Here is a 16,969-nt window from a genome sequence, read left to right as displayed (position 1 = left end):
CGCGGCCGGCGGTAGTTTTTTCTTCTGCGATATGATATACTTTAGTAAGTGAATGAGTGAATTAACAGAGAGAACCAGTTTAGGTACGCGCGGGGATTACGGCCGATTACCGTTTCGCTGCGCAAGGAGGAACATATGACTGAATTACGGATAACTCCAGATGCAGCGGCAAAGATTCAGGCTGCCGGTAGTGATTACGCAATGGTACTTGACTATGACGACGGTGTTGGGCCATTCAGTGCAGTCGGTGTATGTAGCCTGAACCTGAGTTTCAACCTGATTCTCACCCCGAAGGAAAACGTCACCGCTGACTTCAACACGGTGATTGACAGTACGCTCGGCCCCGTTTACGTGAAGGACTACTCCGCGGAATACTTCGAGGGCAACCCCGTGCTGAAGCTCGGTTTCGGGAGTGTGCTGGCACTGGCTAACGACTCCGGCCTGATTGACGGCGCGGTTGAGATGCGTGTGGTCAATGAAGTTGCGGCCAAGGCCACGGTTGATGGACCAGCTAGCTGCTAAGTAGCAACAAAATAGTAATGCCCCCCAGTCTGCGTGATTGGGGGGCATTTTTTAGTATCCGGCCTGCAAATTAACCTGGTTGCGGGCCAACGTGCCGTCCTGGCTGAATTGCGCCAGGTTGGCGGCAAAAATCGTGAACACTTCTTGCCGCAAGTGTGGCACGTTCCCCGAAATGTGCGGGGTGACCAGTACGCGGGGGTCCGTGTATAGCGGCGAGTTCGCGGGCAGCGGCTCTTCCTCAAAGACGTCCAGCGCCGCGCCGCGGACCTGACCGGCATCCAGTGCTGCCAGCAGGGCCGTTGTATCCAGCGATGGCCCTCGACCAACATTCACAACGAGGGGCTGTTTGTGCATCTGGGCAAAGCGGTCGGCGTTTAAGAAGTGGTGTGTTGCCGGGGTGAGGGGCATGACGTTCACGACAAAGTCCGCCTGGGCGAGGTAGCCTGCCGTCTGGGCGTCGGTGCCGACCGCGTCGAAGTGCGCTGCAGGGCGGCCGTGGGCGGAAATGCCCAGCGTGTGCACCCCGAATGCGTGCAGCAACCGCGCGATTTCTTGCCCAATGTGGCCGGTGCCGAGGATAACGGCGGTCTTGTTGTCGGCGAGGGTGAACATGCCCGCCATGACGTTGCTGCGGGGCCAAAAGTTCGCTGGTTTGCGGTCCCGCACGTTCATGAAGCCGCGGCCAAAGGCGAGCAGGCTGGCAAGGACGGATTCGGCAATTGGTTCGGCGTGGATCCCGGACGTGTTGCTGACGACGATGTCCGCAGCGGCCAAGTCGGTTAGCGGCAGGTAGTCCACACCCGCTGAGGCGGTCTGAATCCAGCGCACGTGGTTGTGCCCAGCGATGAGGGCCTGGGCGTTTTGGTCCCAGCCAAGAATAGCGTCAACGGTTTTGGCGGCGGCGTCAAGGTTGAAGTCAGCGGGCAAGATAAGCTTGTGCCCCGCCTTTTTGAGTGCGGCGAGATGTTCTGGTTTGAGCTTGAATGCAGCGTAAATAATCATGGCGATGCTCTCTTTCTGCACGGTATAGTTGCGTTAATTCTAGTTTTCCAGAGAGCACTTTTCAAGCAGCACCACGCAAAAACAGCACTGGCCACATTGACCAGTGCTGCATGTGTAAACTATGCGCGGTTCAGGTAGCGCTTCAGGAAGTCTTGAGTGACCGCCTGTTGCGGGTCGCCGAAGATTTGTTCCGGTGTGCCCTGTTCGGCCACGACCCCTTCGTTCATGAAGAGGACGGTGTCGGACACGTCGCGGGCGAACTGCATTTCGTGGGTCACCACAATCATGGTCAGCCCGGTCTTGGCCAAATCGGTCATGGCGTTCAGCACGTCATCGACCATTTCGGGATCCAAGGCGCTGGTTGGTTCGTCAAAGAGCAGGACTTCGGGATCCATCGCGACGGAACGGGCAATGGCGACCCGCTGCTTCTGACCCCCAGACAGTTGGGCGGGCTTAGCGTTCACGAATGGGTCCATGCCCAGCTGCTTGAGCACGGCGATGGCTTTGGCCTTAGCCTCAGCTTTGTCGCGCTTGAGGACGGTCACCTGGGGTACCACCACGTTTTCGAGGACGGTCAAGTTGTTGAAGAGGTTGAAACTCTGGAACACCATGCCGACCTTGGCGCGGTACTGGGTGAGGTTGAAGCCGTCTGCCAACACGTTTTCCCCATGGAACAGGATGGTGCCGGACGTTGGTGGTTCGAGCAGGTTGAGCCCCCGCAGCAGGGTGGACTTCCCGGAACCGGAGCGACCGATGATGGAGAGCACTTCGCCCTTGGTGACGGTCAAGTTAATGTCGCGCAAAACCTCGTGCTGCCCGAATTTTTTCTGGAGGTTTTGTACTTCTAAAATTGTGTCAGTCATTGCGTATCCTCCATTAATTATTCTTTGGCGTTTCGACTTGCATCTGGTTGTTCATCACGTTGTAGTTCTTGGGCCCGTCGAGGTGCTTTTCAATCAGCCGGAACAGACGGGAAATAGTGAACGTCAGAATCAGGTAAATCAGGCAGACAACCAGGTAGGTGTGGAAGAACTGGAAGTTTTGCCCAGCAATGGTTTCGGACGTGAAGAACAGTTCGGACACGCTGATAATCGACAGTACGGATGTGTCCTTGATGTTCACGATGAACTCGTTGGTGACGGCCGGCAGACTGTTACGGACAGCTTGGGGCAAAATGACCTTGATCATCGTCTGCCAGTGCGTCATCCCGAGGGCATTAGCAGCTTCGAACTGACCAGCGTCGACGGAGATAATCCCCCCACGGATGATTTCGGAGATGTAGGCCCCGGTGTTAATTGAAACAATAATGAGAGCGGCGACGGTGCGATCCATGTTGATGCCGAATGCTTGGGCGGCGCCGTAGTAGAAGACGGCGGCTTGCACAATCATTGGCGTGCCCCGGAAGACTTCGATGTAGACGGAGAGAAGCCACTTGCATAGCCCCAGCAGACCGCGCCGGCCAGCCTTCTTGGGCGCGGGGATGGTGCGGATGATCCCGACGAGCATCCCAATGATGAACCCAACGATGGTCCCAATCAGGGAGATCAGGAGGGTCATCCCGGTCCCGCTCAGCAGCATTGGTCCGTAATCCTTCAAGATATTAATGAACCAGTTACCCTTAGCGGCGGTACTTGGCTGGTTGGCAACGGCGTCGTCCATGCGGGCGTCGCGCTGTTTGCTGCTCATGCCGGCAAGAATGCTGTTAATCTTGTTGGTTTCTGCATAACCCTTGCGCACCCCAATGGCGAGGTCAGTGTCAGACGCACTGGTCTTGAAGCCCTGCCCCTTCTTGAAGTGGATCATCTTGAGGTCGGGATTAGCAGCTTCGGCGGTGATGCCTTCAGGAATTTCGGATACGTATCCGTCAATCGTATTGGATTCGAGGGCAACACGCATTGCGGGGAAGTCGTCCATCGCGGGCTGGCGGAGGACACCCTTAATCTGCTTGATGGCGTCGTAGTGGTAAGTGGAAAGCTGGGCGGTCAGCTTGGCCCCCTTGAAGTCCTTGAGGCTATTGGCGTTAGCGTACTTACTGTTGCGGTTCACAACGACAGTGAGCTTGGACTTGTAGTAGACGTTGGTGAAATCAATACTCTTGCGGCGGTCAGGGGTTGGTGACATCCCGGCAATAATGGCGTCAATCTTACCGGACGTGAGGGAAGGCAGTAGTCCGTCCCACTTGGTCTTGACCACCACCAGCTTCTTACCGAGCTTCTTAGCAATAATCTTCGCGGTTTGGACGTCGTAACCATTGGCCCAGAGCTTAGTCCCCTGGATGCGCACGGCGCCGTGCGCGTTAGTTTGCTGGGTCCAGTTGAATGGCGCGTAACCACACTCCATCCCGACCTTGAACGTGCCGTCATCAGTAGCCGCGCTGACGGGATTGTTGCCGGCGCTTAGTCCGAGCAGCAATCCGGCCGCAATCAGTAGACTGGTGATGGCCAAATAAAACTTCTTCATCGTATTTCCTCCTATATATGCGCATGCGTCTTTGCATGTGTAGTTGATATTGGAGAAATAGAGCAGCAGGTAAAAAAGGCCCCGGACGTTAATCCGAGGCCCCAATTAATCAATTCTACGTACGTAAAACCAACCATATAGCGCTCCTCAGTAGCCTGGTAGCTACCGAGACAGTCCAGAAGGTTTCCCCATCTGGCCCAACGTGCAACATGTACGGCATGTTACCGTTTCGGCGGGTTTGCTTAAAGGCTGAGTCAAAGTGTCCGCCACTCGTCAGCTGTTGTCGCACCCGCGACCTCTATTTCTTGTATTCATCTATGGTTACAGATAATACCCCAAAAGGTGGGGTGGTGCAAGTGAATGTGCAAATACGCAACAATCGGTGCCGATAATTATTGTTGAATATTACTCAGGCAAAGTGCAAGCATGCCTTGGGGCCAAGGACGGAATCGGGTAAAGACCCAACGCAAAATAACAACGGGCAAAAAACTGCGACTTTTGTTATTTTGTATACCGGACAGGCCTTATTCTGGCTGGTATACCGGCAATGAAAACCAAATGCTATAAATTCATTGATGTATTGAAAATGAATAATTCAATCTTTACACATTGGTCTAGCCTAAAATCATCGTCGGTGTGTTCATAACGAACAACCACAACATATTGTATATACGAATATTTTCGGCGTAAATAACCGTGGCTAAGCGCATTAGACTGCGCACATGGTTGATTTTTAGCCGTGCCTAAAACTAATTTAAGGGTACGCCTAAACTTTTTGGGAACGAACAACTTAAAACAGCCCAATAAATGCAAATGTGAAAAAAAGTTGAAATTTTTTTAAGACTGGTTAGCCCCGTTAGTTCAAACCTTTCATGAAAACCCAAAAAAATGTCGCAAGAAAGGGCTTGCAAAAATATGGCTGGCTAGGCATACTTATCCATGTTAAGAAAACCCCTTCCATTTCCTCCGCCGAACGAACGCATTGCGTTGAACCGGTTCAAACGGAAGTAGCGGGGGAATTTCTAAAATAATTTAGGAGGCGACATAATGGTCGGAATCATTCTTGCCAGTCACGGCGAATTTGCTGCAGGCATCAAGCAGTCCGGTCAGATGATCTTCGGTGAGCAGGACAAGGTTGAAGCAGTAACCTTCATGCCAAACGAAGGTCCAGATGACCTGAAGGCACACTTGGAAGCAGCAATTGCCAAGTTTGATCCTGATGATGAAGTTCTCTTCCTGGTTGACCTTTGGGGAGGCTCCCCATTCAACCAGTCGAACAACATCTTCGAGGAACACAAGGACAAGTGGGCCATTGTTACTGGTCTGAACTTGCCAATGCTCATTGAAGCATACGGCGCACGGCTTTCTACTGAATCTGCTCACGAACTGGCTGCTCACATTGTTGAAGCTGGACGTGACGGCGTTAAGATTAAGCCTGAATCTCTGGAACCCGCTCCAAAGGCTGCTGCAGCTCCTGCAGAAGCATCAAGTACGGGTACCAAGCCTGGGAAACTCGAATACGTCCTTGCACGTATCGACTCCCGTCTGCTGCACGGTCAGGTTGCTACTGCCTGGAGTAAGAGCGTTAACCCTACGCGTATCATCGTTGTTTCTGACAACGTTGCGAAGGACAACATGCGTTCTACCCTCATCAAGGAAGCTGCTCCTGCCGGTGTCAAGGCTCACGTTATCCCTATCGATCAGATGATTAAGATCGCTAAGGACGACAAACACTTCGGTGGCGAACGCGCACTGCTATTATTCGAAACACCACAAGATGCCAAGCGCGCTATCGATGGTGGGGTTCCTATCAAGACCCTGAACGTTGGTTCAATGGCTCACTCTGCTGGTAAAGCTCAGCCTAACAAGGTTTTGGCTTTTGACCAGAACGACATTGACACTTACCGTGCTCTTGAAAAAGAGGGCGTTGAGATGGACGTTCGTAAGGTTCCTGCTGACTCCAAGGACAACCTGGACAACATCATGGCCAAGGCTGAAGCAGAACTTAAGAACAAGTAACTTGTAATTTTTCTCTCGGAATGGAGGATACGTAATGTCTTTAAACGCTATTCAAATCATTCTGGTCATTGTAGTTGCATTCCTCGCTGGTATTGAAGGGATTCTGGACGAATTCGAATTCCACCAGCCACTGGTTGCATGTACATTGATTGGTTTGGTCACCGGCCAGCTTGGCCCTTGCATCATTCTCGGTGGTAGCTTGCAGATGATTGCTCTTGGTTGGGCAAACATCGGTGCCGCTGTTGCTCCTGACGCCGCTCTTGCATCTGTTGCTTCTGCAATTATTCTTGTCCTGGGTGGTCAGGGTAAGGACGGTATCAACGCCGCTATCGCACTGGCAGTTCCACTGGCTATCGCTGGTTTGCTGCTGACGACCATTGTTCGTACTCTTGCTACCGCTATCGTTCACATCATGGACGGTGCTGCTGCAAAGGGTAACTTCCGTGCAATTGATTTCTGGCAGATTGTTGCTATCTGCATGCAGGGTGTACGTATTGCTATCCCTGCAGGCCTGATCCTTGCAATCGGTGCTGACCCAGTGAAGGCTCTGCTTGAACAGATGCCTGCATGGCTCACCGATGGTCTTGGTATCGGTGGTGGTATGGTTGTGGCCGTTGGTTACGCCATGGTTATCAACATGATGGCAACTCGTGAAATGTGGCCATTCTTCGCTCTTGGTTTCGTGCTCGCTACTATCAGTCAGCTGACCCTGATTGCCCTTGGGACAATTGGTATCGCTCTGGCTCTTATCTACCTGACACTTTCCAAGTCCGGTGCATCCACAGGTGCTGTTGCTAACGCGGGCGACCCCGTCGGCGACATCATTGATCAATATTAGGAAGGAGGGTGAAAACTATGGCTGAAAATATTCGTTTGACAAAGAGTGACCGTATTCACGTATGGTGGCGTTCACAATTCCTGCAGGGTTCTTGGAACTACGAACGTATGCAGAACGGTGGCTGGTGCTACTCCCTGATTCCAGCAATCAAGAAGCTTTACACCAACAAGGATGACCAGATTGCTGCTTTGAAGCGGCACATGGAATTCTACAACACTCACCCTTACGTTTCCTCACCAGTTACTGGTGTTGTGCTCGCTCTTGAAGAAGAACGTGCAAATGGTGCCCCAATCGACGACGTTGCGATTCAGGGTGTTAAGGTTGGTATGATGGGCCCTCTGGCCGGTGTTGGTGACCCTGTCTTCTGGTTCACTGTACGTCCTATCCTTGGTGCTCTTGGTGCTTCCCTGGCTTTGACCGGTAGCATCCTTGGCCCAATCATCTTCTTCGTAGCATGGAACATCATCCGTATGGCCTTCATGTGGTACACACAGGAATTCGGCTACAAGGCTGGTTCCAAGATTACCGAAGACCTCTCCGGTGGTTTGCTCCAGAGCGTAACAAAGGGTGCTTCCATTCTTGGTATGTTCATCCTTGGTTCCCTGGTTAACCGTTGGGTATCTGTTAAGTTCACGCCAGTCGTATCATCCATCAAGCAGTCTGCTGGTGCTTACATCGACTGGGACAAGCTGCCAAAGGGTGCTGCCGGCATCAAGGAAGCTCTGTCCGAACAGGCTTCTGGTATGTCCCTTGACCAGACCAAGGTTACTACTCTTCAGCAGAACTTGGACTCTCTGATTCCTGGTCTTGCTGCTCTGCTTCTTACCTTGTTCTGCATGTGGCTCCTTAAGAAGAAGGTTTCCCCAATCGTTGTTATCCTGGGCCTCTTCGTAGTCGGTGTTGTATTCCACGTTATTCACCTTATGTAATTCGTGGTTTAACATTAGATTAAACATGACGAATGAAAGTCCAGACACCAGTTGTCTGGGCTTTTGTTTTCGACACGCGTATACTCAGAGCATTAAGATTTGCAGGAGGTTGCAGTAATGGTTGAATCACTCAACACGAAGGTAGATTTCACGGAGAAAGCCACGTCATTCATGGGCCTGGGTTCGTACGGTCACATTATGATTGGTGATCACGCATTCGAGTTCTATGACGATCGTGACGTTAACCGGAACATTCAAATTCCATGGGAAGCTGTCGATTACGTCATTGCTTCTAAGTTGTTCAAGGGGCGGAAGATTCCGCGTTTTGCGATTCGGACGACGAAGGGCGTGGATTACTCGTTTGCGACCAAGGAGCCACACCGGGCGCTGCGGGCAATCCGTGAGTACATCCCAGCCGACCATATCCTCTGGTCGTTGAGTTTCTTCCAGGTGCTCTCCCGTGGGGTGCAGAGCTTGTGGCGTAAGATTACGCACAAGAAGTAGCGTGCAAAAGCGTGTAGCAGTCGGCATTGCCGGCGCTGCACGCTTTTTATTTGCCCACGTTAACGGTCGTGTTATACTGATGCCAATTGGAGGGGTAAGGATGGCAAAAACTAAGGGGAAAAAGAGTGCGCCGTTGCCTACACAAGCGCAACTGTTGCAGCTGCTGGGTGCGGTGCTCAATGACCAGAAAGTCGTTTTGGAACCGGCATTTCGCACGGAGCTCATGGACGTGGCCCGGCAGTTGTGGAACAAGCAGGATGTTGATGTGGCCGCAGTGTGTGCCCACCTGGACGAGCTGTTGCGGTTTCAGATATTGGCTGGCGGAATTGGGTTGCCCGCGTACCTCAAGCCGCTGTATTTAGCGGTGCACCGTGCGCCAACGATGCGGGACAATATCAATCGGGGCGCGGGGACGGCGGCGTTCATGCTGCCGATTTGGTTTGGCCGGTAGCTCATATACAATATCTTGGTTAGTAACGAGCATATCTAGTATGTTGACGGTCAGCTGATGAGCGTTATAATACGAGTAAGAAGTCAATCCCCTCGTTTCCGCATCTGCGGCAGGTACGTCCTGAAGAACGAGGGTTTTTTTAACTCTAAGTGATGTGGGTGGTAATTATGGTTCCAAAGCAACTAACGCCTGAGCAACAACGAGCTCGTTTTGCGGAACGAGGAATTACGTTTCCGCGCGACACTAAAGTTAGAGACGCGAATAAAATTCAAGAAATTGGATACTACAAGCTTAAAGAGTTTGCGTATCCTTTTTTTGATTCTGAATCGGAAACTTATAAAAATCTCTCGTTCAAAGCACTATTAAATCGCTACTACCAGGACAAAAACTTCCGTATTTTTATGCTTCATGCGATTGAAGATGTTGAAGTGCGATTGAACAATGCTGTTGCTTCACAGCTGGGTCAAAAATACGGTGCATTTGGCTATCTAGAGTTTAACAACTGGGTTAATCGGGAGATTCCGAAGTTTCAGGTTGAAAAGAATCAGTATTTTTTCAAAAGTAATTTGTTGAAGAAGATAAAACGGAGTAATCTGCCAGATTTGCGCCAACGACAAAACTTGAATAATGATGGATTTCCAACTGTATGGACAATGGTCGATTCTCTGACATTCGGCGATACGGTGCACCTTGTGGAAGCAATGGCACCTGCGAATTTAAAACGGCTAGCAAATAGTTTTGCTTGCAGTCCTACTGAATTGGTTTCTTGGATTAAATGTATGAATTTCATTCGTAATGTTTGTGTCCACAATAGTGACTTAATTGACATTCGGCTGATAACCAAGCCATTACCACCATCCGAGTATCGCACGTGCATTTTACCAGTTCAGGGTGGCTATGCTAATGGTGTGGCAATTGCAGTTTTGATTTTAAAACACCTTATGAATCACGTTAACTCAAGGTATAAGTTTGGTAATATTGAGGATTCACTCAAGAAAATTATTGGCGATGACGATGGAATTGCGCACATGCTAGGTTTTGCGAATAAAGCAGCGATTAGTGTTCTAATCAAAAGAGAATATTACGACACGGAAGAAGTTTGTGACTAAATCATCCGTCACAATGCCCCAGTTTAAGCCAATGTAAACCATTTCTTTGCTAGTCGTCGCGTTAACAAGTATAATAGTCCATGGAACCCCACGACATGGAGGGAAAAGTATGGCTAAGAAGATACTCGTTGTTGACGATGAGAAACCTATTTCAGATATCGTCAAATTTAACCTCGATAAAGAAGGCTACACCGTTGTCACCGCATTTGATGGTGAAGAAGCGCTGAGCCAGTATAACGAAGAGCACCCCGATTTGGTGTTGCTCGATTTGATGTTGCCAAAAATTGACGGGCTTGAAGTTGCGCGGCGGATTCGTAAGGAAAACGACACGCCGATCATCATGCTGACGGCCAAAGATAGCGAAATTGACAAGGTGCTGGGCCTGGAGCTGGGCGCTGACGACTACGTAACCAAGCCGTTCTCAAACCGCGAATTGGTTGCCCGCGTGAAGGCCAACCTGCGTCGGAGTGACACCGAGAAGGTCGCCGAAGCAACGACGCCGAGTCAGGACCTCACGATTGGCGATCTGGTTATTCACCCAGATGCCTACACCGTCACCAAGCGCGGTGTGAACATTGAACTGACCCACCGTGAGTTCGAACTGCTCCACTACCTTGCGCGCCACCTGACCCAAGTAATGACCCGTGAACACCTATTGCAGACGGTTTGGGGTTATGACTACTTCGGTGATGTGCGGACCGTCGACGTCACGGTGCGCCGGCTGCGTGAGAAGATTGAAGACAGCCCATCGACACCAGAATGGCTGATTACCCGCCGTGGTGTGGGCTATTACCTGCGCAACCCCGAAACAGATCAGAAGTAAACAGTGGCCCGGACAACAATTCCCCAGGTTCGGGGGAGTGTTAGCCGGGTTTTTGTTAATGTTATCGGCGTTTGCGATGCGCGACGCCACGTAATTTGTGCGGTCAAAATGCTCAACGGATGAGGTACACGATTGAATAAGAAAATTCGGTTCTTCCAATCTATCAACTTCAAAATTGCGATTGTTTTCGTCCTGTTAGTTCTCATTACCGTGGAACTGATTGGGGCTTATTTCGTCAAGCAATTGGAACAACAGAACATCGATAGCTTTAAGAGCCGTATCACCATTGAAAACTACATTCAGGACCAGTTAGCCGTCGATTTGGCGAAGAAGGACACGAGCAGCGCTAATAGCGATATTCGTAACCTGCTGAGTGAATCCAGCATCGCCAACTCGGCCGACATCCAGGTGGTTGACGTGAAGGGCGCCGTGCGCGGGGACAGTAACGTCAACGCCCAGGACGCCGTGGGTCAGAAGAGTACCGTGAGTCAGGTCAAGAACACCCTGTACACGGGGCAGACGTACGAAGGCTTCACGTACGATGGCACCTCGGGCAGCTCGAATTACACCAAGGTGATTCCGCTCAAGAGCACGAACTCGACCGGGGACGACAGCAACGTCATCGGGGCCATCTACATCAAGGCCAGCATGGATTCCGTGTACGATAACCTGAACAGCATCATCCGGATTTTCCTGATTGCCTCGGTGCTCGCGGGCTTTTTGAGCATGATTATTTCCATCGTTATTTCCCGGGCAATAACGCAGCCCATCGACGCCATGAAGCAACAGGCGATTCGGATGGCGCGCGGCGATTACTCCGGGCAGGTTAAGATCTACGGGCAGGACGAACTGGGCCAACTGGCTGTGGCCGTGAACAACCTCTCCGTTCGCGTGGAAGAGGCGCAAGAAGCCAGTGAAGCCGAACGCCGGCGACTGGATTCCGTGATGGCGCACATGACCGACGGGGTGATTGCCACCGACCGGCGCGGGAACGTCATCATCATCAACGAAACGGCGATGGACTTCCTCAACATTCGCGACGAGGATGCCATTGGGATGTCCATCCTGAAGCTGCTCAAGATTAGTAACGACTACAACCTGCGCGACCTGCTGGAGAACCAGAAGGAACTGCTGCTGACCTTCGAAACCGAAGAGCACCACGAAATGATTCTGCGCGCGGACTTCTCCTTGATTCAGCGGGAAACCGGCTTTATCAGTGGGATTGTCGCCGTGCTGCATGACGTTACCGAACAGCAGCGGAGTGAACGGGAACAGCGCCAATTTGTTTCTAACGTTTCCCACGAACTGCGGACGCCACTGACGTCGGTGCGCTCCTACATTGAAGCACTGAATGACGGCGCGTGGAAAGATCCGGAATTGGCACCGCGGTTCCTCAACGTGACGGCGGAAGAAACCGACCGCATGATTCGGATGATTAACGACCTGCTGGCACTGTCGCGCCTGGACTCGGGGACCACGAAGATTGACATGGAAACCGTCAATATGAATGAGTTCTTCAGCTACATTCTGGACCGCTTCGACATGATGCTGAAGACCGATAACGAGCATACGGGGGAAACCAAGCACCTGCGCGAAGAGGAGAAGAAGCACTACACCATTCGCCGGGAAATCACGCGGCGGGATCTCTGGGTCGAGATTGACCAGGATAAGTTCCTCCAGGTGGTCGACAACATCATGAACAACGCCATCAAGTACTCGCCAGATGGTGGGGTCATCACGGCTCGCCTGCTGGAAACGCACAATCACGTCATTCTGTCGATTACGGACCAGGGGCTCGGGATTCCGGCCAAGGATATTAGCCACGTGTTCGACCGGTTCTACCGGGTAGACAAGGCTCGTAGCCGCAAGCAAGGTGGGACCGGTCTGGGACTGGCGATTTCTAAGGAAGTTGTCGAAGCTCTGGGCGGCCGCATCTGGGTCGACTCGCAGGAAGGCAAGGGGAGTACGTTCTACATTTCCCTGCCATATGAACAGATGGATTCGGAGGATGAATGGGATGAAGGCTAAAGACGTCATGCTCCGAATTGCGCTGATTGCCCTGGTGGCCATCAGCCTGATCTTCACCTGGATTATCTGGTTTAATCCCGCCCACTTGGAGCACCGGGCGACCAGTAACGTGAGTGTGAAGACCGCAACCCAAAGCACCACGAAGAAGAGCAAGGACACGGTGTACTTGCCCGTGGCCATTTACCAACAAAAAGACGGCAGTAAACACCGCCTGATTAACGACACCCACAGCATGTCGGGCCTCATGCGCAAGGCGATGAAGGCGGCCCGCGTGAACAAGGCGAAGACCGTCAAGACGCTGGATGCGGATCAGTACGCGGCGCTGCTTAAGCAGGACAACACCGTCCAGATGGTGTATTCCGATAAGATGAGCTGGCACCTGTTTAACAAGACGTTCTTCACCAAGGGCGCCAAGCATCTCGGCGGCGAGTTCGAATTCACCCGCATCGTGGTCAACATGCGCCACGAAACCGTGACGCTGGTCAACGACAGCACGCGGGCGACGCGCAGACTGACGTTTACGACCGGGCCTGATTACGGCAAGATTGCCAAGGCGGTGAAGTCCGCCAACCACAAGTACTTGGTTGAAGAAACGCGGATGCACGGGCGTGAAGTTGCGCTGTATCCGGACGGCCTGGAAGTACAGCCGTTTGCCTACCTCGTTGACTCCCAGGGGGCTAACCATTTCGTCGCCCTGCTGATGGGCAACAAATCGACCAGCACGGTGGATTCGAAGCAAAATGGTGACCAGACGATTTACACCGTTAACAACAATAATCAGCGGCTGACCGCGGACAAGAACGACGGCCAGATGCGTTTTGATAACTTCACCACGGACGGTCCGAAGAAGACACGTCAGGGCGTGCTGACCGATGCGTACAACCAAATGATGACACTGCAGCCGGCGGGGATGGAAGGCGTGCGGTTCACGCACTACGACACCGATGAGATGACCGTGACGTTCCGGACGTACGTCGCGGGTCTGGCGCTGTTCAACCAGACGATGAGCGGCACGGTGGCGGTCACGCGGACCAACAGCAGCCTGAGCATTGAGTTCTCAGGGGCTAATCTGTCGGTACCTGTACCAACGCGCGAAACGCCGGTGAAGTTGCCGTCGACTTCGACCGTGCTCGCCAACGTGCGGGCCAAGGGCTTCACGAACAGTCAGATTGAGGACGTCCAGGCGGGTTACCGGTGGGAGAAAGACGATGACAGCACCCTGGTAATCGACCTGGTCCCAACGTATTACGTCTGCATCGCGGGCAGTTATTACGATTACAGCGACATCATGTCGGGCGATGTGACCACGACGACGGTGGCCGCGAAGACCAGCACCGGGGTCAATTCCGGCAAGGTCAACAGTAGCGGCGCGTTAACGACCCCGTAGCCACACTGACGTTAGACTGCAGCTCTAAAAGTGTACTTTTAGACTACACGTAGGAGGAAAAGGATGGATTTTCGCCGAATTGAATGGATCTTCGTGGTGGTGTTCGTCGCCCTGGATATTTTCCTCGGCTGGAGCATGGCCCAGAATCAGCGCGTCTATCTCAGCACCGGGACGACTGGCGGCACGCACCAAGTCATGCGGGATATTAGTGACGACGATATTGCGCTCCCGCAGCTGTCCACCAAAACGAGCACCGGGGCGTACCTCGCTAGCCGCGGCAATAACGCGCTGGAGAAGAATTACCAGCGGGTGGCCAAGTCTGGCGACCAGTCCATTAACGTGAACAAGGGCGACTACGCAACCTTGGATGCCACGCTGAACAGCACGTACGCGCTCCGTAAGCACGATGTCGCTGCCCAACTGAGTGATTGGGTGCACAACCCGAAGAACGTGCTGTACGGCCGCAAATACGTCTATCAGGCTGACCTCAGTAGCAATTCCAGCTATGTTTTTGCGGAAAAAGTGAACGGCAACCTGATTTTGGATGATCGCGGCCAGCTGATTCTGACGGTGCACGACGGCCAGCTGACTGGCTATACGCAAACCTACGTCGACAAACTGCTGACGATGCGCAACGACGAGGAGCTCATTAGTGAGCACGACGCCGTCACTACGCTGTACCAGAGCAATGAAATCGTCGCCAACTCGCGCGTGATTTGGATCCACAAGGGTTACACGTACCTGCTGGATGCTAAGGGCAGCACGGTTTACATCCCGGCATGGTTCGTGGGGATTGAGAGTAAGAACTCCAAGAACGTGTCGATTAAGAAGTTGAACGCTATCACTAAGGCGGTCATCAAGTCGCACTAATTTTGCGCGGCACAGGAGATTTTTTAGGAAGCAAGAAGGCAAACTATGGAAGATTTTGGTATGCGGGTTAGTGTTCTTGCTAGCTCCAGTACGGGGAACGCGACGTACATTGAGACGCCCAAACACAAGGTGCTCGTGGACGCGGGTTTTTCGGGTAAAAAAATGGCGGCGCTGCTCGGCAGCATTGGCCGCTCACTCGATGATATCGACAGCCTCTTCATCACGCACGAGCACAGTGACCACGTGGCGGGGATGGGCGTGCTGGCGCGGCGGTACCACAACCTGAACATCTACGCGAACGAGGGCACCTTCGCCCACTTGCCCAGCAGTGTGGGTAAGTTGCCTTATGACCAGCTGCGCATCTTTAAGCGCGGCACCACGCTGACGCTCGATGACCTCGACGTGGAGAGCTTTGCGGTCTCCCATGACGCCGCTGAGCCGCAGTTCTACCAGTTTCACCATGATGATCGGGCGTTCACCATCTTGACCGATACCGGCTATGTGTCCGACCGGCTCGCTGGCACCATTCGCGACTCGGACGCGTACATCATGGAGGCCAATCACGACCTGGAAATGCTGCGGGAGGGCCCATACCCATGGAGTCTGAAGCAGCGCATCCTGTCTGATTACGGGCACCTGTCCAACGCGGACGGCGCCGAGGCCTTGCTCGATGTGATTGGGCCGCGGACTAAGCGGGTGTACCTCGGCCACCGGTCGGCCCACAATAACACCAAGCCGCTGGCACACACCACCGTGGCGGACATGCTCATGCGTGAGGGTCTGGGGGTCGGTCACGACTTTGACGTTCTGGATACCGAGCGCGAACACGCCCAGCCGTTATTCACCGTCTAAAAAACGGCCGTTCGGATAACAAAAAAACGCGGAATTGCCGCTGCTTGTGCATAATGTTCAGCTAAACAATGGGGACAAGACAGTCTGCGGGCGAATTACGTCCAAGTGGGCACAGTCTTGTCCTTATTTAATGCAATGTTTTAGTTGGTCTGCTATAATGGTATTGAATAATTTATAAAAGGCCACGAATTAAATAACGATGTGTAAGGAGCGATTTTCATGGCAGGGTTGCTAAAATATTCTGATTTCGAAAACTGGCGCGAAGTTGATAACGTCGTGCAGGCGGCACAGAAAGATGTAATTAAGGACGTCCGGCGGCTCAGCCACGTGACGTACTGGGGCAACCGGGACAAGCTGAATGTCTTCAAGGAAGCCCACCCGAAGTTCTTCGAAACGAATTTCCGCACCCTCAGCTATGAAGATGCGTGCCGGTTCTACGAGGAACACAACGAAAGTGCCGTCAGTGAGTACCTCGATCTGGACCTCATGCTGCGGGTGACCAAGCTCATGTACCGGCGTGGTCAGTTCGAACAGCTGCTTGATCGGGTCTTCTACGCGGTCAGTTTCCTGCAGTCGTGGGGTTACGAGATTACGAGTGTGTACCTCTCCGCGATTTCTGAAGCTGTCTTCCTCGGCATTGACGGGACGCAGTACGACCGTTTTGCTAAGCAGTTCGCAGATGAAGGTGAGTTCGACAATGTTGAGGGGCTGACCTTCGACGCAGACAACCCCTTCACCGTCCGCATTAGCACCAGCCGGGACATCGGCATGCCAATCACCAGCCCGCTGTACTCCAAGGCCTTCAACGTCGACCTGGACGTAACGCGCTGGATTCCGGTACCCCAGGAACTGCTGCTTTTCCACGACCGCGACGGCAAGGAGATTCGCTCAGCTAGCCCAACCGCAGCCAAGACGGCACGGCAGGCCCGTGACGCGAAGAACACGATGCTGCGCTGGAAGCTTGGACTTACACAATAAAATAAGCACGAAGATGGCGGGTTAGGCGCATGCGGCTAACCCGCCTTTTTTGCGCCCGGAGGTGGTACCAGGCGCCAGGTTCAATATGTTATGCTTGAAATAGAGGGTGGGAATATTTCCCGGGAAATAGTTCACCAATCGTGACCAAATCCTTACAGTTCTCATCACAATTTGGTCACATTCCCCCGGTAAGGTTA

Annotated in this window: 16 protein-coding genes; 13 read left to right on the top strand and 3 right to left on the bottom strand. The window is 52.7% G+C overall.

The annotated features are described in order from the left end of the window. Positions 1 to 135: 135 nt before the first annotated feature. Positions 136 to 522, top strand: coding sequence for an iron-sulfur cluster biosynthesis family protein (locus FC18_RS10495; RefSeq protein ID WP_054676836.1), 387 nt, complete (start codon positions 136 to 138; stop codon positions 520 to 522). A 51-nt stretch (positions 523 to 573) separates the two neighbouring features. On the opposite strand, the gene FC18_RS10490 is transcribed toward FC18_RS10495, so the two are convergent. The 3 genes from FC18_RS10490 to FC18_RS10480 all read right to left on the bottom strand — a co-directional run bounded on the left by FC18_RS10490 (position 574) and on the right by FC18_RS10480 (position 3,984). After that, a complete protein-coding gene (locus tag FC18_RS10490; protein ID WP_056976256.1) occupies positions 574 to 1,524 on the bottom strand; it encodes an NAD(P)-dependent oxidoreductase in 951 nt (316 codons plus the stop codon). Between the two features lie 119 nt (positions 1,525 to 1,643). After that, entirely contained in the window at positions 1,644 to 2,387 is a 744-nt protein-coding gene (locus tag FC18_RS10485; RefSeq protein ID WP_054676839.1) for an amino acid ABC transporter ATP-binding protein, read from the bottom strand. A 13-nt stretch (positions 2,388 to 2,400) separates the two neighbouring features. After that, positions 2,401 to 3,984 carry an ABC transporter permease subunit gene (locus tag FC18_RS10480; protein ID WP_056976254.1) on the bottom strand — a complete coding sequence of 528 codons (1,584 nt, stop codon included), beginning with the start codon at positions 3,982 to 3,984 and terminating at the stop codon, positions 2,401 to 2,403. Between the two features lie 1,047 nt (positions 3,985 to 5,031). Here FC18_RS10480 and FC18_RS10475 point away from each other — a divergent pair. The 12 genes from FC18_RS10475 to FC18_RS10420 all read left to right on the top strand — a co-directional run bounded on the left by FC18_RS10475 (position 5,032) and on the right by FC18_RS10420 (position 16,772). Continuing rightward, positions 5,032 to 6,003 (top strand): mannose/fructose/sorbose PTS transporter subunit IIA, encoded by a 972-nt coding sequence (locus FC18_RS10475; RefSeq protein ID WP_054676843.1) that lies wholly within the window; start codon positions 5,032 to 5,034, stop codon positions 6,001 to 6,003. A 34-nt stretch (positions 6,004 to 6,037) separates the two neighbouring features. Then, positions 6,038 to 6,841 carry a PTS mannose/fructose/sorbose transporter subunit IIC gene (locus FC18_RS10470; protein ID WP_054676847.1) on the top strand — a complete coding sequence of 268 codons (804 nt, stop codon included), beginning with the start codon at positions 6,038 to 6,040 and terminating at the stop codon, positions 6,839 to 6,841. Between the two features lie 17 nt (positions 6,842 to 6,858). Next, the gene (locus FC18_RS10465) at positions 6,859 to 7,770 is read left to right on the top strand and encodes a PTS system mannose/fructose/sorbose family transporter subunit IID (protein ID WP_054676851.1); all 912 of its coding nucleotides are present in this window, start codon (positions 6,859 to 6,861) and stop codon (positions 7,768 to 7,770) included. A gap of 117 nt (positions 7,771 to 7,887) precedes the next feature. Next, positions 7,888 to 8,274, top strand: coding sequence for a DUF956 family protein (locus tag FC18_RS10460; RefSeq protein ID WP_054676853.1), 387 nt, complete (start codon positions 7,888 to 7,890; stop codon positions 8,272 to 8,274). Positions 8,275 to 8,374: 100 nt separating this feature from the next. Then, positions 8,375 to 8,725, top strand: coding sequence for a bacteriocin immunity protein (locus FC18_RS10455; RefSeq protein WP_054676855.1), 351 nt, complete (start codon positions 8,375 to 8,377; stop codon positions 8,723 to 8,725). Between the two features lie 167 nt (positions 8,726 to 8,892). Then, positions 8,893 to 9,834, top strand: a complete 942-nt coding sequence (locus FC18_RS10450; protein WP_054676858.1) for an Abi family protein — start codon at positions 8,893 to 8,895, stop codon at positions 9,832 to 9,834. 109 nt (positions 9,835 to 9,943) lie between these two features. Next, positions 9,944 to 10,657: a response regulator YycF gene (yycF, locus tag FC18_RS10445; RefSeq protein WP_054676861.1), complete on the top strand. Its 714-nt coding sequence runs from the start codon at positions 9,944 to 9,946 to the stop codon at positions 10,655 to 10,657. A 132-nt stretch (positions 10,658 to 10,789) separates the two neighbouring features. Then, entirely contained in the window at positions 10,790 to 12,685 is a 1,896-nt protein-coding gene (gene walK, locus FC18_RS10440; protein WP_056976253.1) for a cell wall metabolism sensor histidine kinase WalK, read from the top strand. Further along, positions 12,675 to 14,072: a YycH family regulatory protein gene (locus tag FC18_RS10435; protein ID WP_054676865.1), complete on the top strand. Its 1,398-nt coding sequence runs from the start codon at positions 12,675 to 12,677 to the stop codon at positions 14,070 to 14,072. The genes walK and FC18_RS10435 overlap by 11 nt, the downstream gene beginning before the upstream one ends. A 63-nt stretch (positions 14,073 to 14,135) precedes the next feature. Beyond that, positions 14,136 to 14,942 carry a two-component system regulatory protein YycI gene (locus FC18_RS10430; RefSeq protein ID WP_054676868.1) on the top strand — a complete coding sequence of 269 codons (807 nt, stop codon included), beginning with the start codon at positions 14,136 to 14,138 and terminating at the stop codon, positions 14,940 to 14,942. Positions 14,943 to 14,987: 45 nt separating this feature from the next. Continuing rightward, complete coding sequence (locus FC18_RS10425; RefSeq protein WP_054676871.1) at positions 14,988 to 15,794, top strand: MBL fold metallo-hydrolase; 807 nt, start codon at positions 14,988 to 14,990, stop codon at positions 15,792 to 15,794. Between the two features lie 219 nt (positions 15,795 to 16,013). Further along, positions 16,014 to 16,772, top strand: coding sequence for a hypothetical protein (locus FC18_RS10420; RefSeq protein ID WP_054676874.1), 759 nt, complete (start codon positions 16,014 to 16,016; stop codon positions 16,770 to 16,772). Positions 16,773 to 16,969: the final 197 nt, after the last annotated feature.

Source organism: Lacticaseibacillus sharpeae JCM 1186 = DSM 20505, from assembly GCF_001436225.1.
In the GTDB taxonomy this organism is placed as follows: Bacteria; Bacillota; Bacilli; order Lactobacillales; family Lactobacillaceae; genus Lacticaseibacillus; species Lacticaseibacillus sharpeae.
This window is presented reverse-complemented; position numbering and strand designations above follow the sequence as displayed.

Excerpts from the sequence above, each read along its gene's own strand:
- FC18_RS10495 (WP_054676836.1), top strand. The coding sequence starts at position 136 with ATGACTGAATTACGGATAACTCCAGATGCAGCGGCAAAGATTCAGGCT.
- FC18_RS10490 (WP_056976256.1), bottom strand. The coding sequence starts at position 1,524 with ATGATTATTTACGCTGCATTCAAGCTCAAACCAGAACATCTCGCCGCA.
- FC18_RS10485 (WP_054676839.1), bottom strand. The coding sequence starts at position 2,387 with ATGACTGACACAATTTTAGAAGTACAAAACCTCCAGAAAAAATTCGGG.
- FC18_RS10480 (WP_056976254.1), bottom strand. The coding sequence starts at position 3,984 with ATGAAGAAGTTTTATTTGGCCATCACCAGTCTACTGATTGCGGCCGGA.
- FC18_RS10475 (WP_054676843.1), top strand. The coding sequence starts at position 5,032 with ATGGTCGGAATCATTCTTGCCAGTCACGGCGAATTTGCTGCAGGCATC.
- FC18_RS10470 (WP_054676847.1), top strand. The coding sequence starts at position 6,038 with ATGTCTTTAAACGCTATTCAAATCATTCTGGTCATTGTAGTTGCATTC.
- FC18_RS10465 (WP_054676851.1), top strand. The coding sequence starts at position 6,859 with ATGGCTGAAAATATTCGTTTGACAAAGAGTGACCGTATTCACGTATGG.
- FC18_RS10460 (WP_054676853.1), top strand. The coding sequence starts at position 7,888 with ATGGTTGAATCACTCAACACGAAGGTAGATTTCACGGAGAAAGCCACG.
- FC18_RS10455 (WP_054676855.1), top strand. The coding sequence starts at position 8,375 with ATGGCAAAAACTAAGGGGAAAAAGAGTGCGCCGTTGCCTACACAAGCG.
- FC18_RS10450 (WP_054676858.1), top strand. The coding sequence starts at position 8,893 with ATGGTTCCAAAGCAACTAACGCCTGAGCAACAACGAGCTCGTTTTGCG.
- yycF (WP_054676861.1), top strand. The coding sequence starts at position 9,944 with ATGGCTAAGAAGATACTCGTTGTTGACGATGAGAAACCTATTTCAGAT.
- FC18_RS10435 (WP_054676865.1), top strand. The coding sequence starts at position 12,675 with ATGAAGGCTAAAGACGTCATGCTCCGAATTGCGCTGATTGCCCTGGTG.
- FC18_RS10430 (WP_054676868.1), top strand. The coding sequence starts at position 14,136 with ATGGATTTTCGCCGAATTGAATGGATCTTCGTGGTGGTGTTCGTCGCC.
- FC18_RS10425 (WP_054676871.1), top strand. The coding sequence starts at position 14,988 with ATGGAAGATTTTGGTATGCGGGTTAGTGTTCTTGCTAGCTCCAGTACG.
- FC18_RS10420 (WP_054676874.1), top strand. The coding sequence starts at position 16,014 with ATGGCAGGGTTGCTAAAATATTCTGATTTCGAAAACTGGCGCGAAGTT.